21 protein-coding genes are annotated in these 25,306 nt (G+C 57.9%); 10 read left to right on the top strand and 11 right to left on the bottom strand.

Annotated elements, in window-relative coordinates:
* Nucleotides 1-8: 8 nt before the first annotated feature.
* Nucleotides 9-2,633 (bottom strand): caspase family protein, encoded by a 2,625-nt coding sequence (locus tag SIAM614_RS06255; RefSeq protein WP_006932955.1) that lies wholly within the window; start codon nt 2,631-2,633, stop codon nt 9-11.
* A 371-nt stretch (nt 2,634-3,004) separates the two neighbouring features.
* On the opposite strand from SIAM614_RS06255, the gene SIAM614_RS06250 reads away from it, so the two are divergent.
* Nucleotides 3,005-3,856, top strand: coding sequence for a GNAT family N-acetyltransferase (locus SIAM614_RS06250; protein ID WP_040439471.1), 852 nt, complete (start codon nt 3,005-3,007; stop codon nt 3,854-3,856).
* A gap of 36 nt (nt 3,857-3,892) precedes the next feature.
* On the opposite strand, the gene lhpI is transcribed toward SIAM614_RS06250, so the two are convergent.
* The 7 genes from lhpI to SIAM614_RS06215 all read right to left on the bottom strand — a co-directional run bounded on the left by lhpI (nt 3,893) and on the right by SIAM614_RS06215 (nt 11,323).
* The gene (gene lhpI, locus SIAM614_RS06245) at nt 3,893-4,837 is read right to left on the bottom strand and encodes a bifunctional Delta(1)-pyrroline-2-carboxylate/Delta(1)-piperideine-2-carboxylate reductase (protein WP_006932950.1); all 945 of its coding nucleotides are present in this window, start codon (nt 4,835-4,837) and stop codon (nt 3,893-3,895) included.
* Nucleotides 4,838-4,938: 101 nt separating this feature from the next.
* Nucleotides 4,939-6,039, bottom strand: a complete 1,101-nt coding sequence (locus SIAM614_RS06240) for a calcium:proton antiporter (protein ID WP_040439470.1) — start codon at nt 6,037-6,039, stop codon at nt 4,939-4,941.
* A gap of 136 nt (nt 6,040-6,175) precedes the next feature.
* On the bottom strand, nt 6,176-6,955 hold the full coding sequence (locus tag SIAM614_RS06235; RefSeq protein WP_006932947.1) for an ABC transporter ATP-binding protein: 780 nt from the start codon (nt 6,953-6,955) through the stop codon (nt 6,176-6,178).
* Entirely contained in the window at nt 6,952-7,707 is a 756-nt protein-coding gene (locus SIAM614_RS06230) for an ABC transporter ATP-binding protein (protein WP_006932944.1), read from the bottom strand. Before SIAM614_RS06230 ends, SIAM614_RS06235 begins: the two co-directional genes overlap by 4 nt.
* An 11-nt stretch (nt 7,708-7,718) precedes the next feature.
* The gene (locus tag SIAM614_RS06225) at nt 7,719-8,855 is read right to left on the bottom strand and encodes a branched-chain amino acid ABC transporter permease (RefSeq protein WP_040439469.1); all 1,137 of its coding nucleotides are present in this window, start codon (nt 8,853-8,855) and stop codon (nt 7,719-7,721) included.
* A gap of 3 nt (nt 8,856-8,858) precedes the next feature.
* Nucleotides 8,859-9,887, bottom strand: a complete 1,029-nt coding sequence (locus SIAM614_RS06220) for a branched-chain amino acid ABC transporter permease (RefSeq protein WP_006932939.1) — start codon at nt 9,885-9,887, stop codon at nt 8,859-8,861.
* A gap of 89 nt (nt 9,888-9,976) precedes the next feature.
* Nucleotides 9,977-11,323, bottom strand: a complete 1,347-nt coding sequence (locus tag SIAM614_RS06215) for a substrate-binding protein (protein WP_040439467.1) — start codon at nt 11,321-11,323, stop codon at nt 9,977-9,979.
* Nucleotides 11,324-11,806: 483 nt separating this feature from the next.
* Between SIAM614_RS06215 and SIAM614_RS06210 the strand changes: the two genes are divergently transcribed.
* The 5 genes from SIAM614_RS06210 (at nt 11,807) to SIAM614_RS06190 (ending at nt 17,654) form a co-directional block, all read left to right on the top strand.
* Complete coding sequence (locus SIAM614_RS06210; RefSeq protein ID WP_040439465.1) at nt 11,807-12,415, top strand: pyridoxamine 5'-phosphate oxidase family protein; 609 nt, start codon at nt 11,807-11,809, stop codon at nt 12,413-12,415.
* 178 nt (nt 12,416-12,593) lie between these two features.
* Nucleotides 12,594-14,636, top strand: coding sequence for a M3 family metallopeptidase (locus tag SIAM614_RS06205; RefSeq protein ID WP_040439463.1), 2,043 nt, complete (start codon nt 12,594-12,596; stop codon nt 14,634-14,636).
* A gap of 73 nt (nt 14,637-14,709) precedes the next feature.
* Nucleotides 14,710-15,096, top strand: coding sequence for a DUF423 domain-containing protein (locus tag SIAM614_RS06200; protein ID WP_006932931.1), 387 nt, complete (start codon nt 14,710-14,712; stop codon nt 15,094-15,096).
* 57 nt (nt 15,097-15,153) lie between these two features.
* A complete protein-coding gene (locus tag SIAM614_RS06195; RefSeq protein WP_006932930.1) occupies nt 15,154-16,584 on the top strand; it encodes a cytochrome P450 in 1,431 nt (476 codons plus the stop codon).
* Nucleotides 16,581-17,654, top strand: coding sequence for a lysophospholipid acyltransferase family protein (locus tag SIAM614_RS06190; RefSeq protein ID WP_006932926.1), 1,074 nt, complete (start codon nt 16,581-16,583; stop codon nt 17,652-17,654). The genes SIAM614_RS06195 and SIAM614_RS06190 overlap by 4 nt, the downstream gene beginning before the upstream one ends.
* Nucleotide 17,655: 1 nt before the next feature.
* On the opposite strand, the gene fghA is transcribed toward SIAM614_RS06190, so the two are convergent.
* The 3 genes from fghA to SIAM614_RS31890 all read right to left on the bottom strand — a co-directional run bounded on the left by fghA (nt 17,656) and on the right by SIAM614_RS31890 (nt 19,960).
* Nucleotides 17,656-18,483, bottom strand: coding sequence for an S-formylglutathione hydrolase (gene fghA / locus SIAM614_RS06185; protein ID WP_006932925.1), 828 nt, complete (start codon nt 18,481-18,483; stop codon nt 17,656-17,658).
* Nucleotides 18,484-18,644: 161 nt separating this feature from the next.
* Entirely contained in the window at nt 18,645-19,757 is a 1,113-nt protein-coding gene (locus SIAM614_RS06180) for an S-(hydroxymethyl)glutathione dehydrogenase/class III alcohol dehydrogenase (protein ID WP_006932924.1), read from the bottom strand.
* Nucleotides 19,697-19,960 carry a hypothetical protein gene (locus SIAM614_RS31890; protein WP_157139707.1) on the bottom strand — a complete coding sequence of 88 codons (264 nt, stop codon included), beginning with the start codon at nt 19,958-19,960 and terminating at the stop codon, nt 19,697-19,699. The genes SIAM614_RS06180 and SIAM614_RS31890 overlap by 61 nt, the downstream gene beginning before the upstream one ends.
* A 187-nt stretch (nt 19,961-20,147) precedes the next feature.
* On the opposite strand from SIAM614_RS31890, the gene SIAM614_RS06175 reads away from it, so the two are divergent.
* The 4 genes from SIAM614_RS06175 to SIAM614_RS06160 are packed head-to-tail and all read left to right on the top strand — an operon-like array spanning nt 20,148 to nt 25,288.
* The gene (locus SIAM614_RS06175) at nt 20,148-21,401 is read left to right on the top strand and encodes a sarcosine oxidase subunit beta family protein (RefSeq protein WP_006932922.1); all 1,254 of its coding nucleotides are present in this window, start codon (nt 20,148-20,150) and stop codon (nt 21,399-21,401) included.
* A gap of 14 nt (nt 21,402-21,415) precedes the next feature.
* Nucleotides 21,416-21,721 carry a sarcosine oxidase subunit delta gene (locus SIAM614_RS06170; RefSeq protein WP_006932921.1) on the top strand — a complete coding sequence of 102 codons (306 nt, stop codon included), beginning with the start codon at nt 21,416-21,418 and terminating at the stop codon, nt 21,719-21,721.
* Nucleotides 21,718-24,720: a sarcosine oxidase subunit alpha family protein gene (locus SIAM614_RS06165; protein ID WP_006932920.1), complete on the top strand. Its 3,003-nt coding sequence runs from the start codon at nt 21,718-21,720 to the stop codon at nt 24,718-24,720. Before SIAM614_RS06170 ends, SIAM614_RS06165 begins: the two co-directional genes overlap by 4 nt.
* Entirely contained in the window at nt 24,713-25,288 is a 576-nt protein-coding gene (locus tag SIAM614_RS06160) for a sarcosine oxidase subunit gamma (protein ID WP_006932919.1), read from the top strand. Before SIAM614_RS06165 ends, SIAM614_RS06160 begins: the two co-directional genes overlap by 8 nt.
* The last annotated feature ends 18 nt before the right edge of the window (nt 25,289-25,306 follow it).

Genomic DNA, 25,306 nt, shown 5'->3' with positions numbered 1-25,306 from the left:
CTCAGTGATTAGAACAGATCATATCTGGGGCGGTCCTGTTCCCATTGATGCTTGATCAGTGCGATCAGGGCTTCGTCGCCGTCGGAAGGCGACCGTCCTGAGGACTTGAAGAAGTCCGCCAGTGCTTCACGGGTTTTTCGGCCAGGCTGACCGTCGACCGGGCCCGGATCGAAGCCGAGGTCGGTCAAGGTCTGTTGCATGACTTTCGCCTTAAGGTTTTTCCGCGCTTCGCCGAGAGCTTCCCGTGCCTGCTCCGCAGCCTGCGAGGAGGGTTCGACGGCAACGGCCATGGCCAGCATGCGAACACGGTCCTGACCTGCCGCTTCTCCATCCTTCTGGCCGAGCATCCAGGCGGTGTTATACGCGCCCCAGGGGTCTCCACGCTGCGCACTCTCGCGGAACCAGCGCGTTGCCTCTTCGTCGTCTTTCTCTACACCCTGGCCGTTGTAGTAAAGCAGTCCGATGGCAGTGCCTGCGGCGGGATGGCCACCCTCATGGGCTTTCTTGAACCAGCCAAGCGCTGCTTCGTAATCCTGCGGCACGCCTTTGCCATCGCGATAGAGCGTTCCCACGTTCAGGAAGCCGTAGATGTCATTCCGGGATGCCGAGCGATTGTAGTAGTAAACCGCACGGTCGACGTTTTCTTCCACGTGCTGGCCATTCAGGTAAAACCCACCGATGGCATTGAACGAGAAGGTGTGACCTGCTTCCACCGATTGGAGCAGCTTTTGCAAACCGTCCTTTTCGTTTTGCGCAGTGCCCTCACCCTTGATTTCGGCCATGCCCAGGGAATGAAGCGCATAGGCGTCGCCACGTTCCGCTGCCTTGCGATAAAGTTCGACTGCCTTCTTGCGGTCCCGGTCAATGCCGGCGCCCAGAAAATACATCCGCCCCAGCACCTGGCCAGCCCGGACATGACCCATCTGGTAGGCCTGTTCAAAGTAGCCGATTGCCTGCTGCAGATTACCTTCGGCAAACGCACCACGACCACGCTGGAAAACGAAACGGCCAATCTCCGGATAAGCTGCCATCGCTTCCGCACAGGCAGCATCCACCGCAGCCGCATCGAGATCGTTTGCCAGGCGTCCTTCCGTGACAGCCTGCAAATCGAAGGGTTGAGTTGCCAGGCGGTCGCATTGCGTGACACGGGGCTGCACGATCTGCGTGATCGTTTGGGCTGACTTGCCTTCGACAGCCGGCAATTCCAGAGCGAATTTCCGCGCTTCACGTTCGCTGCCAATCTGTGGGCGAACGGTCAGCGTGGCTAGTGCAGAAACAGGAAACCGGTCACCGGCCTGCAGAAGACGGCTGTCGGAGGAAAGCTGCAGGTCGCTATCGACGGAGACGACCTTCAGCCAGTCGCTGGTTGCCGGCAGATCTTCAACTGGAGCTGCCGGGTAGACAGGCACAGCGCCGACGCCGATGTTGGCATCTACCGCGCCCTTGGACGCAGCGTCTTCAAGCCAAGCCAGAAGGGCTGCAAGCCGCTTTGTCCGGTTTTCATCCGCCTGGTTGTCCTGAACCGGCGCTTCAGCCTGCGCAACGGTGATGGAAGCGATTGCAGATGCAGACCCGCCCCATTGATCTTCCACCTCGTAGGAAATCAGTTCCACGTCGCCGGGTTGCGCGCCTTCCGGAACGAATTCGAGACTGGCCAGCTGCGCCGCGTCTATGACGTCTCCTTCGGCAACCGCCTGTCCGCCTGGGAGCGTCAAGGAGCCTTTTTCAGGCAACAAGGTGAGCGTCGCCTTAAGCCATCCGCCTTCCGGCTGGATCGGTTCGGGTATGCCAATCGGCACGGGTTCCTCCGACGCCGGCACACTCACTCTGTGATGGGCTGTCACGATCGGAGCGGGCTTGGGAGGCACGAAGTAGAAACTGGTGACGAGTGTTGAATCCTCATAAGGGATCTGCTGGCCGCCGGTCTTGCGCACCACATCGTCCCGGACCTTGGTCATCAAGTCCTTGATTTCAAGTGCTGGATCGAGCGCGTTCTCCACCACCGAAGAGGTGAACGGACTCATCGGCCCTTTGCCGTCGTAGGCAACCTGGCCCGGACGCGTTGCATAGGAAATGAAAGTGCCGAGCTTGTTTGGAATCCGGCGCAGTCCTCTGGTCTTGCCGAGCGCGTATTCTTCCTCACCCCAAAACAGGCTTGCGATTTCGAAGGGATTGTCGCGGCAGGCATCCAGCATGACGATCTGCAGGCTGGAAGCAGCCTTCATGTAGTCGAGAAGATGCGAAACCTTGAGGCTTTCGAACTCCAGATCGTATTGAGACGACAGTTTGGCATCGACGGGCAGAATGAAATTGGCGTCGCCGACCTGAAGCGCGTGACCTGAGTAATAGAACAGAGCCGTATCGCCATCATTCAGCTCCCGCAGGAACCGGCGGACAACCTGCTCCAGATCCTTCTTGTTCAAGTTTGTGCCGATGGTTACGTCGAAGTCTGCCTCCCTGAGGATTCTGGCGATCTCCGTCGTGTCCTTGACGGGATTATCCAGCGGCGTGACATGCTGGTAGTCCTGGTTACCGATGACCAGCGCTACTCTCCGGCCGTCTTCAGTCTGTGCGCTCGCATGAGTGGATGGAAACGCCAGGGCAACGCCGACCGGAAGGCTCAAAAGCCCCATCCTGACAGCTTTCCTCAACCTCCAGGCTGGTGTGGTGGAGGTCATTGATTTGCCAACCTGTGTGGCAAGAGGTCGATAATCCCGTTTTTGCATAACGTCCTCAGCGCTTAAATCTGCGTGAAACTATTGCGCTAGAGCTGTTGCCTGTCTGTGACGAAACTCACACGGAGACACTTCTGGCGCGCTGATGCCCACCACATGCCTTAAGGGAAAGTGATGCACACTTGTGATGCCGACGCAAGGGAGACGACGTTCGCAATCGATGGCAGCTTATGTGAAAACGACGAAAATGCCTTCCTGGTGCAAGTGTTTCTTTTCATTCCGAGTCATCCTACGTTGAGACAGAAGCCTGCAGATTCTCCGGAGGCCAGATGACAGACGCATTCAGGATTCGCCAACTAACTGAAAACGAGATCCATATCCCGCTGGAGCTGGCTATGGAGGAAGGATGGAATCCTGGACTGGAAGACGGGCCAGCCTTCTTCACAGCAGATCCGAACGGGTATTTCGCCGGTGAAATTGACGGGAAATTGATCAACGTTATTTCGGCTGTCCGCTATGGCAACGCGTTCGGCTTCATCGGACTTTATATCTGCAAGCCGGAATTCCGGACCATGGGATACGGTCACAGGATATGGGCCCATGCGATGGACTACCTGGGACCACGGGTTATCGGACTGGATGCGGTCAACGAGCAGACCGCAAGTTATGCCCAGCACGGCTTCAAGTCGGTCTACCGGAACATCCGGCACGCAGGGATCTCGATGTGCGACACGCCAATGGACCCGCGTCTTGCGCCGCTTGGCCATGGCCTCTTTCCCGGTATTCGTGATTACGATCAACGTTTCTTCCCGGCAGAACGCACGCAGTTTCTGAAAACATGGGCTGCGCCCATGCTGGAAACACGCAGGGGTTTTGCATTCGTCGAAGATGGTCATGTGCGAGGTTACGGCGTTATCCGTCAGTGCCGTGAAGGCTACAAGATCGGGCCACTCTTTGCCGATGAACCTGAAATCGCCGACACCCTGTTCCGGACACTCGCCGGCCAGGTCAAAGGGCAGACCGTAATCCTTGATACGCCAGAGCCCAACGCGGCTGCGCTGCTGATGGCGGAGAAATACGAGCTGTCGCCGGAATTCGAAACCTTCCGCATGTATCGCGGCCCCGCTCCCGATCTGCCGCTTGACCAGCTTTACGGCATCACGACGTTTGAATTGGGCTGAGGCGGCGGACCACCTCTGCCTTTAAACGTCATTCCGTCAGTGCTCGACGGACTGATAGGCGAGAATGGCACCGGCAAGGTCTTCCAGGGCTGCACCGACGGACTTGAACATGGTGATCGCATCGTCGCTCTGCCGGCCAGGGTGTTCGCCGCGGCAAAGCTCGTAGAGATCAGCCTTGATTTCGCCCGGCGTCAACAAGCCTGACTTGATCGGCTGCACGATATCACCGCCTTCGGACAGGCACCCGTCTCGCGTATCGACGAAAATCTCGGCCCGCTTGATCAGGTCATCGTCGCTCTCGCGCATGCTCGGTTTGAAAGCTCCCACAAGATCCACATGTGTGCCCGGCTTTAACACTGCGCCTTTGATCAACGGCTCGGAGGACAGCGTCGCAGCACTGACGATGTCCGCTTCCCCGAGTGCTTCCTTCAAACTTGTTGCCGTCTTGAGCTTCACTGGAAACTGATCGGCAAGCGAACGCACGAGTTGATCCGTCTTCTCTCTGGACCGCCCCCAGATGGTGACTTCGTCGATAGAACGAACGGCCATATGTGCGGCGATCAGGTTGGGAGCAAGTCGTCCCGTTCCCAGAACCAGCAGGTGCCGTGCGTCAGACCGGGCCAGGTAGCTTGCAGCCAGCGCGGAGGCGGCGGCGGTTCGGCGCGCCGTCAGTTCACCGCCGTCGATCAACGACAGCATTTCTCCGGTACGGGCATCCGACAACAGATATTGCGCGGAAATAGCGGGAAGATTGCGTTCGGAATTACCCGGAACCACGTTGACGACCTTCACGCCCGCGTAGCCCCCTGGCACCCACGCCGGCATCAGCAGGACCGTAGCATCCGGCTCACCGGGTACTTCCATGTCATGATGGTGACGTGTCGGCATCACGCAGCCCGACCGGAACATCTTTGCCAGTGCGTCTATCAAATCAGGAAATGGCAACGCATCGCGGGTCTGGTCTTCGGTTAAAAGCAGCATGTTGGGCCAATCTGTTGAGAGTTAACTTTTAAGGATACAAAACATATTCGCGAGAGCAGTCCAAGTAGAAGACTGGTTGAAATCGATGCGATGCCGAAATTTCAGGACAAATCGAAGATCATCATCACGTAAGCGGCGAAAAGTGCCAGATGGACAGCGCCCTGGAGATAGTTCGTTGCCTTGCTGCCGAACGTCAGCAAGCTGATGAACAGGGTTAGGACAAGCAAGATGATTTCAGCAGGCTCCAGTCCAAGTTCGATTTTCAAACCGGTGACCCACCCGACGAGGAGAACGGCAGGTACTGTCAGACCGATAGTTGCCACGGCAGAGCCGAGACAAATATTCACAGCGCGCTGTAGCTTGTTTTCGCGCGCAGCCTGCAGAGCACTGAGACCTTCGGGCATCAATACGAGCGCTGCAACGATAAAACCGCTGAGCGCCAGCGGCGCTCCCAGTCCTTCGATGCCGAATTCGACATAGAGCGCGAGCTTCTTTGACAGGAGAATGATCGGCAGCAGAGAAGCAAGCAAACCAACGATGTGAAACGGTATTGATCGGACGACTACAGGATGATGCCCCTCCTCGTGGCCGTCGTTATCGGGCTGCCGGAAAATGTCACTGTGCGTGACCGTCTGGATCGCCAGGAAGACACCGTAAAGCAGCAGGGACATGCTGACATCGAACACCGATTGCAACGGAGATAATTCTCCGCCGGGCGCCGAGTGGGTTATGCGCGGCAGCACCAGTGCGAAAATGGCGAGCGGGACCAGAACCGACAAGAATGCATTTGCGCCCTGCAGATTATAGGTCTGGTTCCTGTGACGCAGACCTCCTGCCAGAAGACACATCCCAACCAGCCCGTTGAGGACGATCATCACGACCGAGAACATTGTGTTGCGCGCCATAGTCGGCACGGCGTCTCCCGACAGCATGACCGCTACGATCAGCGCTACCTCGATGCCGATGACTGCCAGGGTCAGAATCAATGTCCCGAATGGTTCACCGAAGAGCGTTGCCAAGCACTCCGCATGCCGGACAACCGAAAATGCGCACCACATCACCGTGACGAAAATAACCGCGAGCAGAAGCAGCGATGGGACGATCCCGATTTCCGCCGGTTTCAAGACGTCGCCTGAGAGGATAAAGGCGGCGAAGACTGCAAACCCTGTGAGGCTCGGCAATTCAGATTTTAGGCTGGTCACAAAGAAATCCGATTAAAAAAATGATGGCAGTGACGACACACTATAGCTCGCCGCTGTCACCTTCAACCAATCCCGGCAGACAAAAGAAAAGGCCGGCGCTTTGCGCCGGCCGATCATTCACCGATGTTCCGACGGATCAAATCGCCAAGTATTCCTGACGCAACTGGGCATTGTCGAGAACATCCTGCGCCGCTCCGTCGAACACGACTTCGCCCATGTCTAGGATGACCGCCCTGTCCGCGAGATGAAGCGCCGCAATTGCGTTCTGCTCAACGATAATGGTCGTGATACCGAGTTCCTTCACGCCCTCCAGGATGCGCTCGATCTCCTGAACGATCACCGGGGCAAGACCTTCGTAAGGCTCGTCCAGCAACAGCAACTTGATGTCGCGCGCAAGGATGCGGGCAACGGCCAGCATCTGCTGTTCGCCGCCGGACATGGTGATTGCCTCTTGCGACCGGCGTTCTGCCAGTCGTGGGAAATGCTCGTAGATTCGCTCGATCGACCAGCCAACCGGCTCGGCGATCTGCGACAATTCAAGATTTTCCTGAACCGTCAGGCCCGGAATGATGCGTCTGTCTTCCGGCACGAGGCCAACGCCCTGACGGGCGGCCTGGTAGCTCTTCATGGAGTGGAGCGGCTTGTGATCAAGCCAGATTTCGCCATGCTTCAACTGCGGATCGTCCATGCGGGCGATCGCGCGTAGTGTCGAGGTTTTGCCTGCGCCATTGCGGCCAAGAAGCGCCAGGATCTCACCTTCGCGAATGTCGAAGCTGACACCCTGAACGATATAGCTTTCGCCATAATAGGCATGCAGATCCCAGGCTGAGAAAAACGCAGGTGCGCCACCTTGTGACTTGCGTGGCGGTACACCTGGAGCGGATCGGCCGCTGAACTGATCGTCTAATAGGGTCACAGATGCGCTCCTCCGAGATAAGCTTCCTGCACACGCGGATCACCCTTGATCTCTTCGGGTTTACCTTCCGCGATGATCGTTCCCTGTGCGAGCACGGTCACCTTGTCGGCCAGCGAAAACACGACATGCATGTCATGTTCGATGACCACCTTGGTGATCCCGCGACCAGCAATCCGTTTCAGAAGATCGATCGTGTTGTTGGTGTCGGCGCGAGACATGCCCGCTGTCGGTTCATCGAGAAGCAGGAGCTTTGGATCCTGCGAGAGGCACATGGCCAGCTCGAGCCGACGCTTGTCACCTCGTGACAGGGAACCGGAGATAACGTCCTTCTTCTCCGCCAGACCGACATCCTCCAGCATGTGGAGTGCCTTGTCCAGGATCTCCCTATCCGCATCGAGCCGTTTGAACGGCCGCAGCGAGAACTGGCCGTCGCGCTTGGCCATCGTCGGAATGATGACATTCTCCAGGAGAGTAAGTTCCGCGAAGATTTCCGGCGTCTGGAACACCCGTGAAACACCGACCTGGTTGATCTCATAGGGCTTCATGCCAGTCAGCGATATATTGCCGAACTTGACGGTGCCTGTATCCGGGATCAACCGTCCGATCATGCAGTTCAAGAAGGTCGACTTGCCTGCACCGTTCGGTCCAATGATCGCGTGAACGGTGCCCTGCTCAACCGAGAAGTTGACATTGTTGAGGGCTCTCAGACCGCCGAACGACTTGTTGACGCCCTCTACACGTAGGATTTCCATGTTCTTGTTCCTTACTCTGCAGGGGCGGTTGCACGGTTCGGTTCGGATTTACCGGACGAACGCTTGAACAGCTTGCCGATCCGGGACACGCCTTCCATGAGGCCACCAGGCAGGAAGATAACGATCAGCATGAAGAGAACACCGAGCGTGAGGTGCCAGCCTTCACCGACGAACAGGCCTGCAACGGAAATGACGGGGCCTTCGATAAAGTCGGGAAGGAAGCTGAAGATCTCATGCAGGGTCTGCTCGTTGAAGGCAGAGAAGATGTTCTCGAAATACTTGATCAGGGCGGCACCGAAGATCGGTCCGAGCAAGGTGCCCGCACCGCCGAGAATGGTCATGAGAACGACCTCCCCGGATGCGGTCCACTGCATGCGCTCAGCACCTGCAAGCGGATCCGTGATGCACATCAGTGCTCCGGCCAGACCTGCATACATCCCTGAGATCACAAACGCCGCCAGTGTGTAGGGACGCGGATTGAGGCCGGTGTAGGTCATACGGTTCTGGTTGGTCTTCACGGCGCGCAGCATGATGCCGAAAGGCGAACGGAAGATCCGCTGGGCAATGAAGAAGCCGATCAGAAGAATGATGGCGCAGAAGTAGAAGCCGCCCCACCCGGTCATTTCAACGCCGAACAGATTTGCGATCAACGGTCCTTCCTGACCGCCGTTGCCATCGAACAGGCGCGGGTCGCTGCGTAGAACACGCAAGCCCGTTTCCCCGTTTGTGATCGGCGTCAGAACCGAATAGGCCAGATTGTAGGACATCTGGGCGAAAGCGAGGGTCAGGATCGAGAAGTAGATGCCCGACCGACGCAGCGACACATAACCAATCGCCAGGGCAAAGATGCCGGACGCGATGATTGCCATGATCACGGCAGGGATCGGGTTCATGCCAAGCAGCTTGAATGTCCAGACCGCGGTATAGGAACCGACACCCAGGAAGGCGGCATGACCGAAGGACAGGTATCCCGTCAGACCGAACAGAATGTTGAACCCCGTCGCAAAGAGACCGAAGATTGCAAACTTCTGCAGAAGGTCGGGATAACCGGCACCGATCGGCTCAAGCCAGATCGGCATGGTCAGCACCGCAACAGAGAAGATCGCGAAAAAGATGTAGTCGCGTGCAGGAGATGTTCTTGTTGACATTTCTTAGTTCTCCATGACGCCCTTGCGGCCCAGCAGCCCGCGCGGACGCACGAGAAGGATGACCACGGCAACGAGATAGATGATGATCTGATCGATGCCAGGCAGGATGGCCTTGATTTCGTTCATCGACGCGAAGGACTGCAGGATGCCGAGCAGGAAACCTGCCGCGACCGCTCCCGGCAGCGACCCCATGCCGCCGACAACCACCACGACAAAGCTGAGGACAAGGAAGTCCATCCCCATGTGATAGTCGGGTGGCAGGATCGGCGTGTACATGACCCCGGCCAGACCGGCGACCACGGCAGCAATCGCGAAAACGATGGTGAAACGGCGTTCGATGTTGATGCCCAGCAACCCGACCGTATGGCGATCGGCCATGCCGGCGCGCACGACCATGCCGAATGTGGTGAATTGCAGGAAGGCGAACACGGCTGCGATGATTGCGCCTGCGAAGGCAAGATAGACCATGCGCCAGTAGGGATAGACGATCACACCTGGATCCATGCCAAGGGCAGCGCCGATGTCCGCAGCACCGCGCACAGCGTCTGGGGCTGTTTGCGGGATTGGGTTGGCACCAAAGATCGACTTGATGATTTCCTGAAGGACGATAGCCAGACCGAACGTGACGAGGATCTGATCGGCATGCGCCCGGTTGTAAAAGTGCTTGATCAGGCCGCGTTCCATGATGAAGCCGAAAAGCAGCATGACAGGAATGGCGAGCAGGATGGAAACCGGCACCGAATAATTGAGAACCCAGTTACCAAAATCGCCGAGATAGGCTTCGATGTAGGGGGTCCGGATCTCGAGTGGTGTTCCCCAGGCCGTTGTCTTGGTCGGGTCCGTTGTCACGATCTCCAGGCTGAGCAGCTTGTTGAACGTCACCGCGCAGAACGCACCAAGCATGAACAAGGCACCATGCGCGAAGTTGACGACCCCGAGGGTTCCGAAAATCAGGGTCAGCCCCAGAGCGATCAGCGCATAGGCTCCGCCCTTGTCCAACCCGTTCAGCAGTTGAAGAATAATCACATCCATGGTCTTGCCGCTATCTGCTGCGTCACTTGCCTCTTGATAAGCAACAGCCGCCGGCGGAGATCCTCCGGCGGCTGCCGACTTTCAAGGGCTTATGCGCCGTTGTTGCACGCGCCGAGTTCGCCACCCAGCAAGTCTGCCGGGTATTCGACCTGCGAACGCGGAGTGATTTCCACCACTTCCAGAAGGTCGAACTGGGAGCTCGGGTTTTCTTTACCCTTCACGACCAGAACGTCCTTGAAGCACTGGTGGTCTTCGGCGCGATAGAGCGTCGGACCGTTGCCCATTCCATCGAATTCGAATCCTTCGAGGGCTGCGGCAATCGCGCAAGGATCGAACGTGCCTGCTCGCTGTGCGGCGTCGGCATACAGCAGTGTCTGCACGTAGCAGGTGTGGGCAGCCTGGCTCGGCGGGAAGCCGTATTCCTGGCCGAAGGACTTCACGAAAGCCTTGGAGCCTTCATCCTGCAGCGACCAGTGCCAGTTGGTGGAACCGAAGATGCCCTTCACGTTTTCACCGGCACCCTGCGCCATCAGGCGGGAATACAGCGGAACCACGATCACGAAGTCCTTGCCGTTGACCTGTTTGTCACGCAGACCGAACTGAACGGCCTGGGTCAGGGAGTTCACCATGTCCTTGCCGTAGTGGTTCAGGACCAGAACATCGGCACCGGAGTTCAGAACCGGCGTGATATACTGCGAGAAGTCACCAGCACCAAGCGGCGTGCGAACGGCTGCAGTCGTCTCCCAGCCCATGCCTTCGGTGTACTTCTTGATGGACTCTTCCTGAGACCAGCCCCACGTGTAGTCGGCGGTCAAGTGATAGGCCTTGCGGTCGGTTCCGTAGTTGTTCTTCAGCACCGGTGCCAGTGCAGCGCCGGACATTTCGGTGTTGAAGAAGTGACGGAAACCGTTCTTGCGCTTGTCCTTGCCGGTGGTGTCGTTGGAGTGTGTCAGACCGGCCATGAAGATGACGCCTGCTTCCTGGCAGAGCGACTGGACGGCAATCGCGACGCCGGAGGACGAACCACCGGTGATCATGATTGCGCCGTCTTTTTCAATCATGCGCTTTGCGGATGCGCGGGCCGCATCGGATTTGGTCTGCGTATCGCCGGTAACGAAGGCAACCTTCTTGCCGTTGACGCCGTTGCCCTGGAGTTCCTTGGACGAGAAGGTGTTCAGCAGACCGCCGTCGCCTTCACCGTTCAAGTGTTTCACAGCCAACTGATAGGCACGCAGTTCGTCCGCCCCTTCGTCGGCATAAGCGCCGGTCTGCGGAACGTTGAAGCCCAGAACGACTTCAGCGCCTGTCGGCTCGTTGAGGTAACCGGCAGACCATGCGCGGCTGGTGAAAATGGTCGGCGTTGCCAGAGCGGCACCGCCCAGAGCACCAGCGCGCAAAATGGAACGACGATTGAGGGGTTTACGAATTAAGCTCATACTTTCCTCCCAGAAAGGCGTTGCGTACCCACCTCGGGCACGCCTGCAATAGCTGTACAGCTGCAAGCAATTCCGGCATTTTCCCGTCCGGGATCCCGGCTCCTCCGCACCAAAACTGCAAGCTGCAGTGACTGTAAAAAAATCACCCGCAAAACAGCAATACGACTATCGGATCGACCAACCCCAACCGATCATTATACTTTCGAAGTATTCAGGGCTAATATTCGATTTTCACCCTCAAATATATTGCATTGCATCATTTTTATTCTTGTTGAAATTCAGCCACTTGCCACACCTTCATACCGCAACGCAAAATTACCTTAACGGAATGAGGCAAAAATCCAAGAATTCAAGGCGTTAGACCAAAGTGCAAGGTTGCGTGAAGGTCTGAGTGTCTCCGGGACCAAATTGACGGAGACCAATCCGGACGGATAAGCTGTGGCTCTCGCCTTCTTTCGCGTACAACCGCCCGGAATCACTGACATGAGCATCCTCACTACCCTTGAGGACCTTCACGCACATTACGGCACTGCCGGTGAAGCGTCCCTGGTCAAGGAAATCGACTACCTGAGCCCGGCTTACCGGGCGATATTAGAAGCATCGAGCTTCTGTACGCTCGCAACCTGCGGCCCAGAAGGGCTCGATTGTTCTCCACGTGGAGACGACGGAATGGTTGTGAGGATAAAAGACGACCGGACGCTATTGATGCCCGACCGGCGCGGCAACAACCGGATCGACTCGCTGCGCAATATCGTTCGCGATCCGCGCGTTTCGCTCATGTTCATGGTGCCCGGCTGGAACAACGTTCTGAGGATCAATGGCAAGGCGGTTGTCTCTGTCGACGAGGACCTCATCGCCGGCTTCGAAAAGGAAGGCCATTTGCCGCGTTCGGTGATCGTCGTCACGATCGGCTCCGTCTACTTTCAATGTGCCCGGGCAATCATGCGCGCAGGTCTTTGGGAACCGGAGACTAGGATTGCCAAGGGAGACCTGCCGTCACCCGGTGCAATCATGCAGGAAATCAAGTCGAGTTTCGATGGCAAAGCCTATGACCAGGAATGGCCCGAGCGTGCCAAAACCTCAATGTGGTAGAAACCTCCAGGCACTTTTACCAGCAACAAACTTATCGGTGGTTTCCCATCACCGGTCTCCTCGCGTCTAGTGATGCCAATCGAGACGCGAACCACTATTTGGCTGGCGAGCGCTTGGAACCTGCAATGAACTGCGCCATATGTCGCTCACATCCTTCAAGATACAATCTGAGGCTCAAATGACCGTCAATCCGCTTCTTGCCGACTGGACCACACCGTTCGATCTGCCGCCCTTCGAAGCCATCGCTCCCGAGCACTTCGAGGAAGCCTTCGACGTGGCCATGGCAGAAGCCCGGGCAGACACCGACAGGATTGCCAATCAGGATGCGCCGCCGACGTTCGAGAACACCATCGTCGCCCTCGAAACATCGGGAAAGAAGCTTACGAAGGTGGCAAGAACGTTCTTCAATCTGACCGGTGCCCATACCAACGAGGCCCTGCAAAAGATCGAACGCGATGTTGCGCCGAAACTGGCCAAGCATTCCTCGGAAATGCTGCTGAACTCTGAGCTATACGGACGCATTGAGGCGTTGTGGGACCAAAGAGATACGCTTGGCCTCAATGCCGAAGACGCACGCGTTCTGGAGCGGTATCAGAAAATGTTCCAGCGCGCCGGAGCCGGTCTCGACGAGGCTGGCAAGGCACGGATGGCTGATATTTCGCAAAGACTTGCCACCCTGGGCACCAGTTTTTCCCAGAACGTTCTCAAGGATGAGTCGGACTATCAGCTCGTTCTCGAAACCGAGGAAGACCGTGCGGGCCTGCCCGACTTTCTGCTGACGGCGGCTGCAGAAGCTGCAAACGAACGTGGGCTGGATGGAAAACACGTCATCACGCTGTCACGTTCGTCTATCGAACCCTTCCTGCAGTTTTCCACGAACCGTCGCCTGCGCGAAGAAGCTTTCAAAGCCTGGTCTGCCCGCGGGGAAAACGGTGGCCAGACGGACAATCAGGCCATCATCATTGAAACGCTCAAGCTCCGGGACGAGAAAGCCCGGATGCTTGGTTTCAAGAATTTTGCGGAATTCAAACTCGACGACACGATGGCCAAGACGCCTGACAATGTCAGAGGTTTGCTCGAAAAGGTTTGGGAACCGGCTGTCGCCCAGGCTCGGGAGGAAGAAGCAAAACTCGCGGAGATGGCCCGCAGTGCCGGAGAAAATCATTCAATTGAAGCCTGGGACTGGCGTTTTTATTCCGAAAAGGTCCGCAAGGCGGAGCACGACCTGGATGAAACGGAGCTGAAGCCATACCTGCAGCTTGAGAACATCATCCAGGCTGCTTTTGACACTGCAACGCGTCTCTTCGGGCTTACCTTCAAAGAACTCAAAGACCTGCCGGTCTACCATCCCGATGTCCGGGTGTTTGAAGTTCTCGGCAAGGACGGAAAACACGTCGGTCTTTTCCTCGGCGATTATTTTGCGCGGTCGTCGAAACGCTCAGGTGCCTGGATGAGCGCCTTCCGCTCGCAGCATAGGCTGGACGGAGACGTCACGCCGATTATCGTCAATGTGATGAACTTCTCCAAGGGCGCCAAGGGACAGGCCACGCTTCTGACCTTCGATGACGCCCGCACACTGTTCCACGAGTTCGGCCACGGTCTTCACGGTCTCTTGTCGGACGTAACCTACCCGATGATCTCGGGCACCAGCGTCTCGCGTGATTTCGTCGAGCTGCCCTCTCAGCTTTATGAACACTGGCTGTCTCAGCCCGAAGTGCTTTCGAAATACGCAGTTCATTACAAAACCGGCGAACCGATGCCCAAGGAGCTTCTCGACAAGTTGCTCGCTGCCGCCAATTTCAATCAGGGCTTTGCGACGGTCGAATACACTGCATCCGCGTTGATCGATCTCGAACTGCATCAGTTGGACACGCCGTCTGAACTCGACATTGCTGCCTTCGAAAAGGAAGAGCTCGGCAAGATCGGCATGCCGCGTGCCATCACCCTGCGCCACCGCATCCCGCATTTTCAGCATGTCTTTTCCGGCGACGGCTATTCGGCCGGGTATTACAGCTACATGTGGTCGGAAGTCATGGACGCGGACGCTTTCGAAGCCTTTGAAGAAAAAGGCGATGTGTTTGATCCGGAAACGGCTGAAAAACTGCTGACCAACATCTATTCCGCCGGTGGCCGACAGGACCCGGAGGCAGCTTACCTCGCGTTCCGGGGCCGGGCTCCCCGGATTGACGCTCTCCTGGAAAAGCGCGGGTTCGCTGCCTGATCCAGTTCATTCTCAATACCCGCCGGTTCGAACCGGCGGGCTGATCTTTTCCAATGGACCGGACAATACCGTCATGCAGCCACAGGCTATCCCAACTGCCCCACTGCTCCGAATAGGTCTGATCCTGTCGGGCATCATCGGTGCTGCCGGTGTCGTGAGCCTGGCGCTTTCCGCCCATGCCAACGCTTCGAACCTGATCGAAACCGCCGCGCAGATGCTTCTGTTTCATGCGCCAGTTATTCTGGGCATCGGCCTTCTTGCTCAAGTCCGAAGAGTGCCGCTGCTTCCCGCCGTTCTGGTATTGCTTGCTGCGGGTCTAACTCTGTTCTGTGGCGATCTGCTGATGCGCGCCTTTCTGGAAAGACGCCTGTTTCCGATGTCCGCTCCCATCGGAGGCATGATGGTGATCCTCGGATGGCTGGTACTTGCGCTCTGTGCTTTACGTGTTCGGCCCAAGTGACTAAAAGCCATCTGATAGGTTATTCCGGTAAAACCAGAACAAATTCGGATATTTTTAGTGACTGTTTCCGCGCAAGTTTCAGGTGACACCCGCAAGGTCGGGGCGACAACCACCAAGGCCGAAGACTTCGTGCCGCCCTACCCGTTCCGTTATGAAAAGATGCCGCCGGTCTGGAGCCTGATCGGCATGGCCAAACGCAATTTCCTGTCCATCTGGGGCGTTGACGATTTTCAAAGCCGCCTGAGAAGCAAAAAGATCTTCACGCGGGAACTGGTGATCTGCAACCGGCCGGACGTGGTGCGAGAGGCCTTTCAAACCAATCACGAGGTCCTGCAACGCAAGAGCCCGCAGATGCGTCATGCGCTGCAGCCCCTGCTCGGCGACGGACTGTTCATCAGTGACACGGAAACCTGGGCAAAGCGCCGCAAGGTCGTGGCGCCGATCATCCACGGGTCGCGGGTCAGAGGGTTCGCGCCGATCATGATCGAGACCATCGAGGAAAAGCGGGCTGACTGGGCCGTCCAGGGCGAAGGGGCCGAAGTTGACGCATTGGCCGACATGGCCCACCTGACCGCAGAAATCATTTGCCGGACCATTTTCGGACGGCAACTCGGCAAGGACTATGCCGCAGAAGTCGTTCAGGGCTTTTCCGATTACCAGCGCCATATCGACCAGATTGATATTCTGTCTCTGTTCGGTCTGCCTGAGTGGCTGCCCCGGTTTCGTGGCCGCGCGATCAAAAAGCCTGTCGAGCGTATCATGACGGTACTCGACAAGATTATCGCCAGCTACGAAGCGCAGAAGGAAAGCGGCGAAACATCCGTTATTGGCGGCTTGCTGGAAGCCAGAGACGAGAACGGCGAACCGCTCAGCCGCGACGCCATAATCAGCGAAGCGGCCGTGATCTTCATGGCTGGACATGAAACCACCGCCAACACGCTGGCCTGGGCCTGGTTCCTGTTGTCCCAATGCGACAAGAGCCGCGCCAAGCTGCAGGCCGAACTCGATACGGTCCTTGCCGGCCGGTCGCCGACATTCCAGGATGTGCCCAACCTGCCCTACACCAAGGCAGTGATCGAAGAGACCTTGCGGCTTTATCCGCCGGTGCCGATCCTCGCACGCGAAGCAATGGCAGACACCAGCATTGGCGGCAAATCCGTCCCCAAGGGGTCCCTGGTCATGGTGGTGCCGTGGCTGATGCACCGCAATCCGGTGCTATGGTCGAAGCCGGATGTCTTCGATCCGGGCCGATTCCTCAATCCGAAATCGAAGAAGCCCAACAAATATGGCTATGTGCCCTTCAGCATCGGGCCGCGCATCTGCGCCGGACTTCAGTTCGGCATGACGGAAGCCATTCTCAGCCTGGCTATTCTCGCTCAGGATTTTGAACTGAAGCTGAAAGAGGGAACGGACGTTCAACCGGTTGCCCGGCTGACCCTGCGCCCGGGCGAAAACCTGCCTATGACGCTGCATCCGCGCCGTACATGACGAAACAGACACGGCTGGAAGATATACCCTTCACCGAAACCCTGGCGGAAGAGCCGGCAGCCCCGTGCCTGAGGGACATCGTTTCTCAGGACGAAACAAAGCGCAAGGCTGCTCGCCTTCACTGGGTTGCGCATGTCAAAGACGGTGTGTTCAACACCATTTTTCATCATACCCTGAAAGTGTGTCCCACGGCCTTCGTGTCCGGCTTCGGCAATCTGCTTGTGCCGATGATGCGCTGGTCATATCGCGACAAGCTGTTTCCGCAGCGCATCAGCCGGAATTTTGAAACGCTCACCGTGGGACGATATACTGATGAGGCAGACCGGAGCGCCGGACTGGACCGATGGTGGCATAACATCGGCCGGACAATATCTGAATTCAGTATTGTCAACAAGTTATGGAAAAACTCTCAAATCGAAGTTGAAGGTCTGGAACATCTGAAAGCGGCGCAAGCCAAAGGCACGCCGGTGATTTTCACATCCGTACATCTTGCCACATGGGAAGCGCTTTTCGTTGCGATCCACGAGGGTCTTGCCGGACCGAGTATCGGCCCGTTTCAACCGGAACCAAACCGCTTCAAGAACCGCATCGTTCATGCCATCCGCAAGGAACGGAACCAGTATCTTTTCCCGCCAGGCCAGCGAAGCGCCTACCGGCTGCACCGCTTGATGACCAGCGGCCGGTATTCCATAACCATATTTGTAGACGAAGTTCGCGACAAACAGGTTCATCTGCCGTGTTTCGGCCGCCCGCTGCCATCCAGGGGAAATGCGGTTGTTGCCGTGAAACTCGCCAACTCCTGTGGCGGCACCATCATCCCGACCTATCTGACACGGCTGGGTCCGGCCCGTTTCAAGATGATCCTTCTGCCGCCCCTGGAAAGGCAGGAAGGCTCTACCGGCTACGATATTCGGGAAACCATCCACGACATGAACGATGTGTTCGAGCCGATCGTGCTCGAACACATCGAAGAATGGTACATGTTGGGCGAATTGAGGCTAACCAGAAAATTCGCCGAAAGCGCGTACGCGAAGGCCTTGAGTGAAAAGAACCTGGCCAGAAGGGCTTAGATTATCCCTTCAACCGCTCGGCATGCCAGGCAACATGGTCGCGTGCAAATGTGGACACAAAATAGTAGGAATGGTCATAGCCTGCCTGCAACCGGTAGGTATGAGCCGTCTTCGTTTCGGTCAACGCGTCGATGAGAGCACCGGGTTTGAGCAGATCGTAGAACTGATCGCCAGCACCCTGATCGATCAGAACGTCGCCGGCCCAGCCCGTTTCCCCGACCAGAAGCGTAGCGTCATGCGCTTTCCAGAGGGTCTCGTCGGTTCCGAGATAGGCCCCGAGCTGTTTGCGACCCCAGTCGGAAGCCGTTGGGTGTGCAATCGGTGCGAAAGCGGACAGCGACTGGTAATGCCCAGGATATTTCATCGCCAGTGTCAGCGCGCCGTGCCCGCCCATGGAATGCCCGGTGATGCCATGGTGAACCGAGACCGGGAAGTTTTCGGTCACAAGATCGCGCAATTCACTGGCGATGTAGGTTTCCATCTGGAAGTGCGGAGCCCAAGGTGCTTCGGTGGCATTGACATAAAACCCGGCGCCCTGACCCAGATCGTAAGCCTCGTCATTGGCAATGCCCTCGCCGCGCGGGCTCGTATCCGGGAAAACGACGGCAATACCGAACTCGGCGGCATGGGCCTGCAGCCCGGCCTTGGTCATGGCGTTTTCATGGTTACAGGTCAGGCCTGACAGGTACCAAAGGCACGGAACCGGTCCGTCCTTTGCCTGCGGGGGAATGTAGACCGCAAAGGTCATCTCACAGCCGCAGGCTTCCGACATGTGGCTGTAGACACCCTGCGTGCCACCAAAAGACTTGTTTTCGGAGAGGGTTTTCATTGTCAATCAATTCCAATCTCTGAATAGCCGCGAAAAAGGAAGGGCTTTCCGGTTCTTTGCTTCGCTCGCCCGGAAAGACTTACGTCAACACGGCATGCGCGTCCCTGCGGACGCAGGGACGACGCTCTTAATGGTGTGGGCGCCTTAAGCCCTCCGTCCGATCAGTAAACCACAACCGAGCGAATAGACTCACCGGAGTGCATCAGATCGAAGCCCTTGTTGATGTCTTCTAGCGGCATCGTGTGGGTGATCATCGGATCGATCTCGATCTTGCCGTCCATGTACCAGTCGACGATCTTCGGCACGTCGGTGCGGCCTCGTGCGCCACCGAATGCCGTGCCTTTCCAGACGCGGCCGGTCACAAGCTGGAACGGACGGGTCGAGATTTCGGCACCCGCCGGTGCAACACCGATGATGATGCTTTCACCCCAGCCCTTATGGGCAGATTCCAGCGCCGTGCGCATGACGTTCACATTGCCGGTGGCATCGAAAGTGTAGTCGGCGCCGCCTTTGGTGAGGTTCACCAGATACGGCACAAGGTCGCCGTCGACTTCGCTCGGATTGACGAAATCGGTCATACCGAAGCGCTCGGCCATCTCTTTCTTTTCCGGGTTCAGGTCGACGCCGACAATCTGGTCGGCACCTGCAAGGCGCAGACCCTGGATAACGTTCAGACCGATGCCACCGAGACCGAAGACAATCGCGCGCGAACCGATTTCAACCTTGGCGGTGTTGATCACGGCACCAATGCCCGTGGTGACACCACAGCCGATGTAGCAGACCTTGTCGAAAGGGGCGTCCGGACGGATCTTCGCCAAAGCGATTTCCGGCACGACCGTGTAGTTGGAGAAAGTCGACGTCCCCATGTAGTGCAGAATCGGATCGCCATCGAGGGTCGAGAATCGGGACGAGCCATCCGGCATCAGCCCCTGGCCCTGTGTCGCACGGATCGACTGGCAGAGATTTGTTTTCGGGTTAAGGCAGTACTCGCAGGTCCGGCACTCGGGCGTATAAAGCGGAATGACGTGGTCACCCGGCTTCAAGGTGGTCACTCCCGGGCCAACCTCGACAACGACACCAGCCCCTTCGTGCCCAAGAATCGCTGGAAACAAGCCTTCCGGATCCGCACCCGACAAGGTGAACTCGTCGGTATGACAGATGCCGGTAGCCTTGATTTCCACCAGCACTTCAAAAGCACGCGGGCCTTCCAGCCTCACAGTGGTGACTTCAAGCGGTTTTCCGGCCCCAACGGCCACAGCGGCGCGAACTTCCATGAAGGATCTCCTGATGTATGTTTCACCGGCAGAGTTAACGTCCGTGTCTGCAAATGCAAGAACGGATGCCGCTTCTGCTGCCGGTATTGCGCATATCGATGGATTTCATCGGGAAAGGCGCCTTTCGGACCTCGCAGAAACTCTTTGATTTTGCGACTTTTTTGACGACTGACACCATTCGCCGCAACACGTTCATCGTCCATGTCGCATTCAGACAAGCATGCGACTGAAACCTTATACGCAACTTCGTCCCCAATCGCGAATATGCCTCGCAATGGACGAGCCTTTATCGCTATCGGTAAAGTCGTCGTCCTATTGCGTATTGACCCTGACGGTCGGCCGACCGGATTTTCCGATCTGCTCGCCGGCAACGTGCGGAGCCGCTGCTTCATGAAGCGATATTCCTTTCTGGAACTGGCCAAAAACGCCTTTTCCGCGCACCAGAACTGGGGCCGCCAGTGGCGGGCGCCGGAGCCCAAGGCCGAATATGACGTCGTCATCGTCGGCGCTGGCGGGCACGGACTGGCGACAGCCTATTACCTTGCCAAGGAACACGGCATCCGCAATGTCGCGGTGATCGAAAAAGGCTGGCTCGGTGGCGGCAACACGGGTCGTAATACGACCATCGTCCGCTCCAACTACCTTTGGGAAGAAAGCGCCGGGCTCTACAATCACGCAATCGGCCTCTGGCAAAATCTGTCTCAGGAACTGAACTACAACGTCATGTATTCCGCACGTGGCGTGATGATGCTGGCGCACACCGTTCACGACGTTCAGGTCGCGCAGCGGCACATCCATGCCAACCGTCTGGCAGGCGTCCAGAACGAATGGCTGACGCCGGAAGAGGCAAAGGAATACTGCCCGCCGCTGAACATTTCAAAGAACATCCGTTATCCGGTCATGGGTGCGGCCCTGCAGCGCGTCGGTGGCACTGCGCGTCACGATGCGGTTGCCTGGGGATATGCGCGTGGTGCAGACAACCTGGGTGTCGACATCATCCAGAACTGCGCCGTCACAGGTATCCGCCGCGGCCAGAACGGAGCTGTCGAAGGCGTTGAAACGGTGAAAGGCTTCATCAAGGCGAAGAAGGTTGGTGTCGTCGCCGCCGGTCACACGTCCGTCGTCATGGACATGGCCGGTGTCCGTCTGCCGCTGGAATCCTTCCCGCTGCAGGCACTGGTGTCAGAGCCCGTCAAACCCGCCTTCCCTTGCGTTGTCATGTCCAACACGATCCATGCGTATATCTCACAGTCAGACAAGGGAGAGCTTGTGATCGGTGCCGGTACGGACCAGTTCGTCTCCTATTCTCAGGCAGGCGGCATCCACATCACCAACCATACCATCGACGCGATCTGCGAACTGTTCCCGCATTTCCGGCGCATGCGTATGCTGCGGAACTGGGCTGGCATCGTCGACACGACGCCTGACCGCTCTCCCATCCTGTCGAAAACGCCGGTCCAGGGGCTCTACGTCAACTGCGGCTGGGGAACCGGCGGTTTCAAGGCGACACCCGGATCCGGTCACGTCTTCGCGCATACGATCGCCAAGGATGAGCCGCACCCGATCAACGCACCTTTCAGCATCGACCGGTTCCGCACCGGCCGCCTCATCGACGAAGCCGCTGCCGCGGCCGTGGCCCACTAGGGGAGATCACAAGAATGCTGCTGATTTATTGCCCCTATTGCCAGGTCGAGCGCTCGGAAATGGAGTTTGCCTGTCGCGGTGAAGCCCATGTCGTGCGTCCGGCCGATCCGAGCAAGGCGACTGATGAAGAGTGGGTCGAATTCTTGTATATGCGCGACAACACCAAGGGCGTCGCTGCTGAACGCTGGCGGCATATCCACGGCTGCGGGCGTTTTTTCAACGCAGTCCGCGACACCGTCAGCGACAAGTTTCTGAAAATCTACAAGACCGGCGAACCGAAACCGGATCTTGAAGCGCTTGCCAAGGAGGCCGGCAAATGAGCCAGCCATTCCGTACAGAAAAAGGCGGCCGGATCGACCGCGCCGAGCAGCTTACCTTCACCTTTGATGGCGAGGAAATGCAGGGGCACAAGGGCGACACCCTTGCCTCGGCACTACTTGCCAACGGCGTGCACCTGGTCGGCCGTTCGTTCAAGTATCACCGTCCGCGCGGCATTCTGACCGCCGGATCGGAAGAACCGAACGCCCTGGTCGGGGTCTACCGCAACGGCGACCAGACGCCGAACCTGCGCGCGACCCAGGTCGAACTCTATCAAGGCCTGGAAGCCATCTCGCAGAACCGTTTTCCGTCGCTGGGGTTCGATATCGGCGCCGTCAACGACCTGCTTTCGCCGCTGTTTCCGGCCGGTTTCTACTACAAGACCTTCATGTGGCCGCACGCCTTTTGGGACAAGGTCTATGAGCCGATCATCCGTTCGGCCGCCGGGCTCGGCAAACCGCCTAAGAACCCGGACCACGACGTCTACGGCAACATCTATGCTCACTGCGACGTCCTCGTCGTCGGATCTGGCCCGACCGGTCTCGCCGCCGCACTGGCTGCCGGGGAAACCGGGGCCAAGGTCATGCTGGTCGATGAGCAAGCTGAATTCGGCGGCTCGCTGCTGTCGGAAGTCAGTGCGAGCATCGACGGAAAGGATCCCGCGGACTTCGTGACGGAAACCGTCGCCAAACTTGCCGCGATGGACAATGTCACACTGCTGCCGCGCACAACGGCCTTCGGCTACTTTGCGCATAACTTCATTTCGCTGGCCGAACGCGTCACAGAACATCTTTCAAACCCGGATCCAAAGCTGCCGCGCGAACGGCTGTGGCAGGTGCGGGCCAAGGAAGTGGTGATCGCAGCCGGAGCCATCGAACGTCCGATGGTATTTCCGGAAAACGACCGCCCGGGTATTCTGCTCGCAGACGCCGGACGGACATATCTCAACCGCTATGGCGTCAAGGTCGGACACAAGGTTCTGGTGGCAACGGCTTGCGACAGCGCATGGCAGGCAGCATTCGACCTCGCCGATCATGGCGTTGACGTTGTCGCGATTGTCGACTTGCGCGAAACGCCGCCGGAAAGCCTGATGTCCATCGCCGAAGCCCGGGGCATTCGTGTCGAGGCCGGATGCGTCGTCACCGGCACGCTCGGACGCAAACGGGTCAAGGGAGCCTTGATCGGCCGCCTGATGACCTCCGGCCAGGTTGCCTCAGGTGGCCAGATCGCATGCGACGCGCTCCTGATGTCCGGCGGCTGGACACCCACCGTCAGCCTGTATTCCCAATCTCGCGGCAAGGTCGTGTGGGATTCGGAAAAGGGAGCCTATGTTCCCGGCGTCTCCGTTCAAAAAGAACGCTCGGCAGGTGGAGCCAAAGGCCTTTACGGGCTGCAGGCAACGCTTGAAGACGGCTATGCGGCTGGGGAAGAAGCCGCAAAGGCGGCAACCGGCAAGTCCGCCAAGGTCACTTATGCTTCCGCAACCGGTGGAGAAGCCGGGTCCGGCGGAATCCTTGGTGCCCTGCCCCACGACCGCAACGCGGCACGGGTCAAGGCTTTCGTCGATTATCAGAACGACGTAACCGCCAAGGACGTCAAGCTGGCCGTGCGCGAAGGCATGCACTCCATCGAGCATATCAAGCGTTACACGACGACCGGCATGGCCACGGACCAGGGCCGCCTTTCAAACATGAACGCGCTGGAAATTGCTTCGGGCGCTTTGCAGAAGCCGATGACGGATGTCGGTCTCACCACGTTCCGTCAGCCCTATACGCCGACGACCTTCGGCCTCTTTGCCGGTGTATCGCGTGGCGACTTCTTCGACCCCGTACGCAAGACCCCTTCTCATGACTGGGTTGTCGAGAATGGTGGTGTCTTTGAAGACGTCGGCCAGTGGAAACGCACCTGGTATTTCCCGAAGAACGGCGAAGACATGCATGCAGCTGTCGCGCGCGAATGCAAGACCGTTCGGGAGAGCGTCGGCCTGTTCGATGCCTCCACCCTCGGCAAGATCGAGGTTGTCGGACCGGATGCGGCCGAATTCCTGGAACGGATGTACACCAACCCGTGGAAAAAGCTGGCTCCGGGCCGCTGCCGCTATGGCCTGTTGCTCAACGACGCCGGTTTCATCACCGATGATGGCGTTATCGGCCGCCTTGCGGAAGACCGGTTCCATGTGACCACCACGACCGGCGGCGCGCCGAGTGTGTTCGCCACCATGGAAGACTACCTGCAGACAGAATGGCCGGATCTCAACGTCTGGATCACGTCGACGACCGAGCAGTTTGCGGTTGCCGCGGTTCAGGGACCGAAGGCTCGGGAAGTCATCGCGCCGTTTATCGAAGGTGTCGATCTCTCCGCGGATGCGTTCCCCCACATGAGCGTCAAGCAAGCCACCTTCTGCGGCGTTCCCTGCCGGCTGTTCCGGATTTCGTTCACCGGTGAACTCGGCTTCGAGATCAACGTGCCCCGCCGTCATGGCAAGATGATGTGGGAAACACTTGCCAAGGAAATCGAAAAGCACAACGGCACCGTATACGGCACGGAATCCATGCACGTTCTGCGCGCCGAGAAGGGCTACATCATCGTTGGTCAGGACACCGACGGAACCGTAACCCCGCAGGATGCCGGCATGACCTGGGCGATCAGCAAGAACAAGTTCGACTTCGTCGGCAAGCGTGGTCTTGCCCGCCCCGATCTTGTCGCAGACGGTCGCAAGCAGTTCGTTGGCCTTCTGACGAAAGACCCGAAAGTGAAGCTGGAAGAAGGTGCGCAGATCACAACTGCCGAGCAACCTGCGACCGGGACACCAGCAGAAGGTCACGTGACCTCGTCTTACTACAGTCCGGCGCTTGACCGCACGATTGCTCTTGCGATCGTGAAGAACGGCCACGCTTTGGAAGGCAAGACACTCTATGTGCCGATGCCGACCGGCAGCATTCCGGTCGAAGTGACCAGCACGGTGTTCTATGACAAGGAAGGAGCACGGATCAATGTCTGAACTTCTGGCAAACGATCTGATCACGCCGGACGCGGGTGAAATACCGCTCCTCAGCCTGCCGTCCGTCTCCATTCTGAAAGCCGCTCCGTTGACGCGCCTTTCTCTGCGCTGCCGGGAAGCCACACAAAAGGACGCTGGTGCTGCATTCGGCGCTGAACTGCCCATGTCGCCCCTGTCGAACACGACGGCGGCCAAGCGAGCAGCTCTCTGGATGGGGCCGGACGAATGGACGTTGCTGGCACCGGAAGAAGACCTCAAGACCGTTTTCGACGGGATCGAGGAGAAGCTCTCCGCTCATCCACATGCCCTGGTCGATATATCCGACCGGTCGGAAGCGATCATCGTCAGCGGAGACAAGGCCGCCTGGTTGCTCAACACGGGGATCTTCATCGATTTCTCGCTGGAGGTCTTTCCCGTCGGCACGGTGACGCGGACGCTGTTTCACAAATCGCCGGTGATGATCTGGCGGATCGGCGCGGATGCATTTGTCGTGGAAGCCTGGGTTTCCTTCATGGACTACGTGTCCGGTCTGCTTGTGCAGTCGGCAACAGAGCTGGAAGCAGCCTGACAGGATCAGGTGCAAACA

Origin of the sequence: Roseibium aggregatum IAM 12614 (assembly GCF_000168975.1) — a bacterium.
Classification (GTDB): Bacteria; Pseudomonadota; Alphaproteobacteria; order Rhizobiales; family Stappiaceae; genus Roseibium; species Roseibium aggregatum.
Note: the sequence above shows the minus strand (reverse complement) of the source record. Positions and strands in the feature narration are given on the sequence as shown.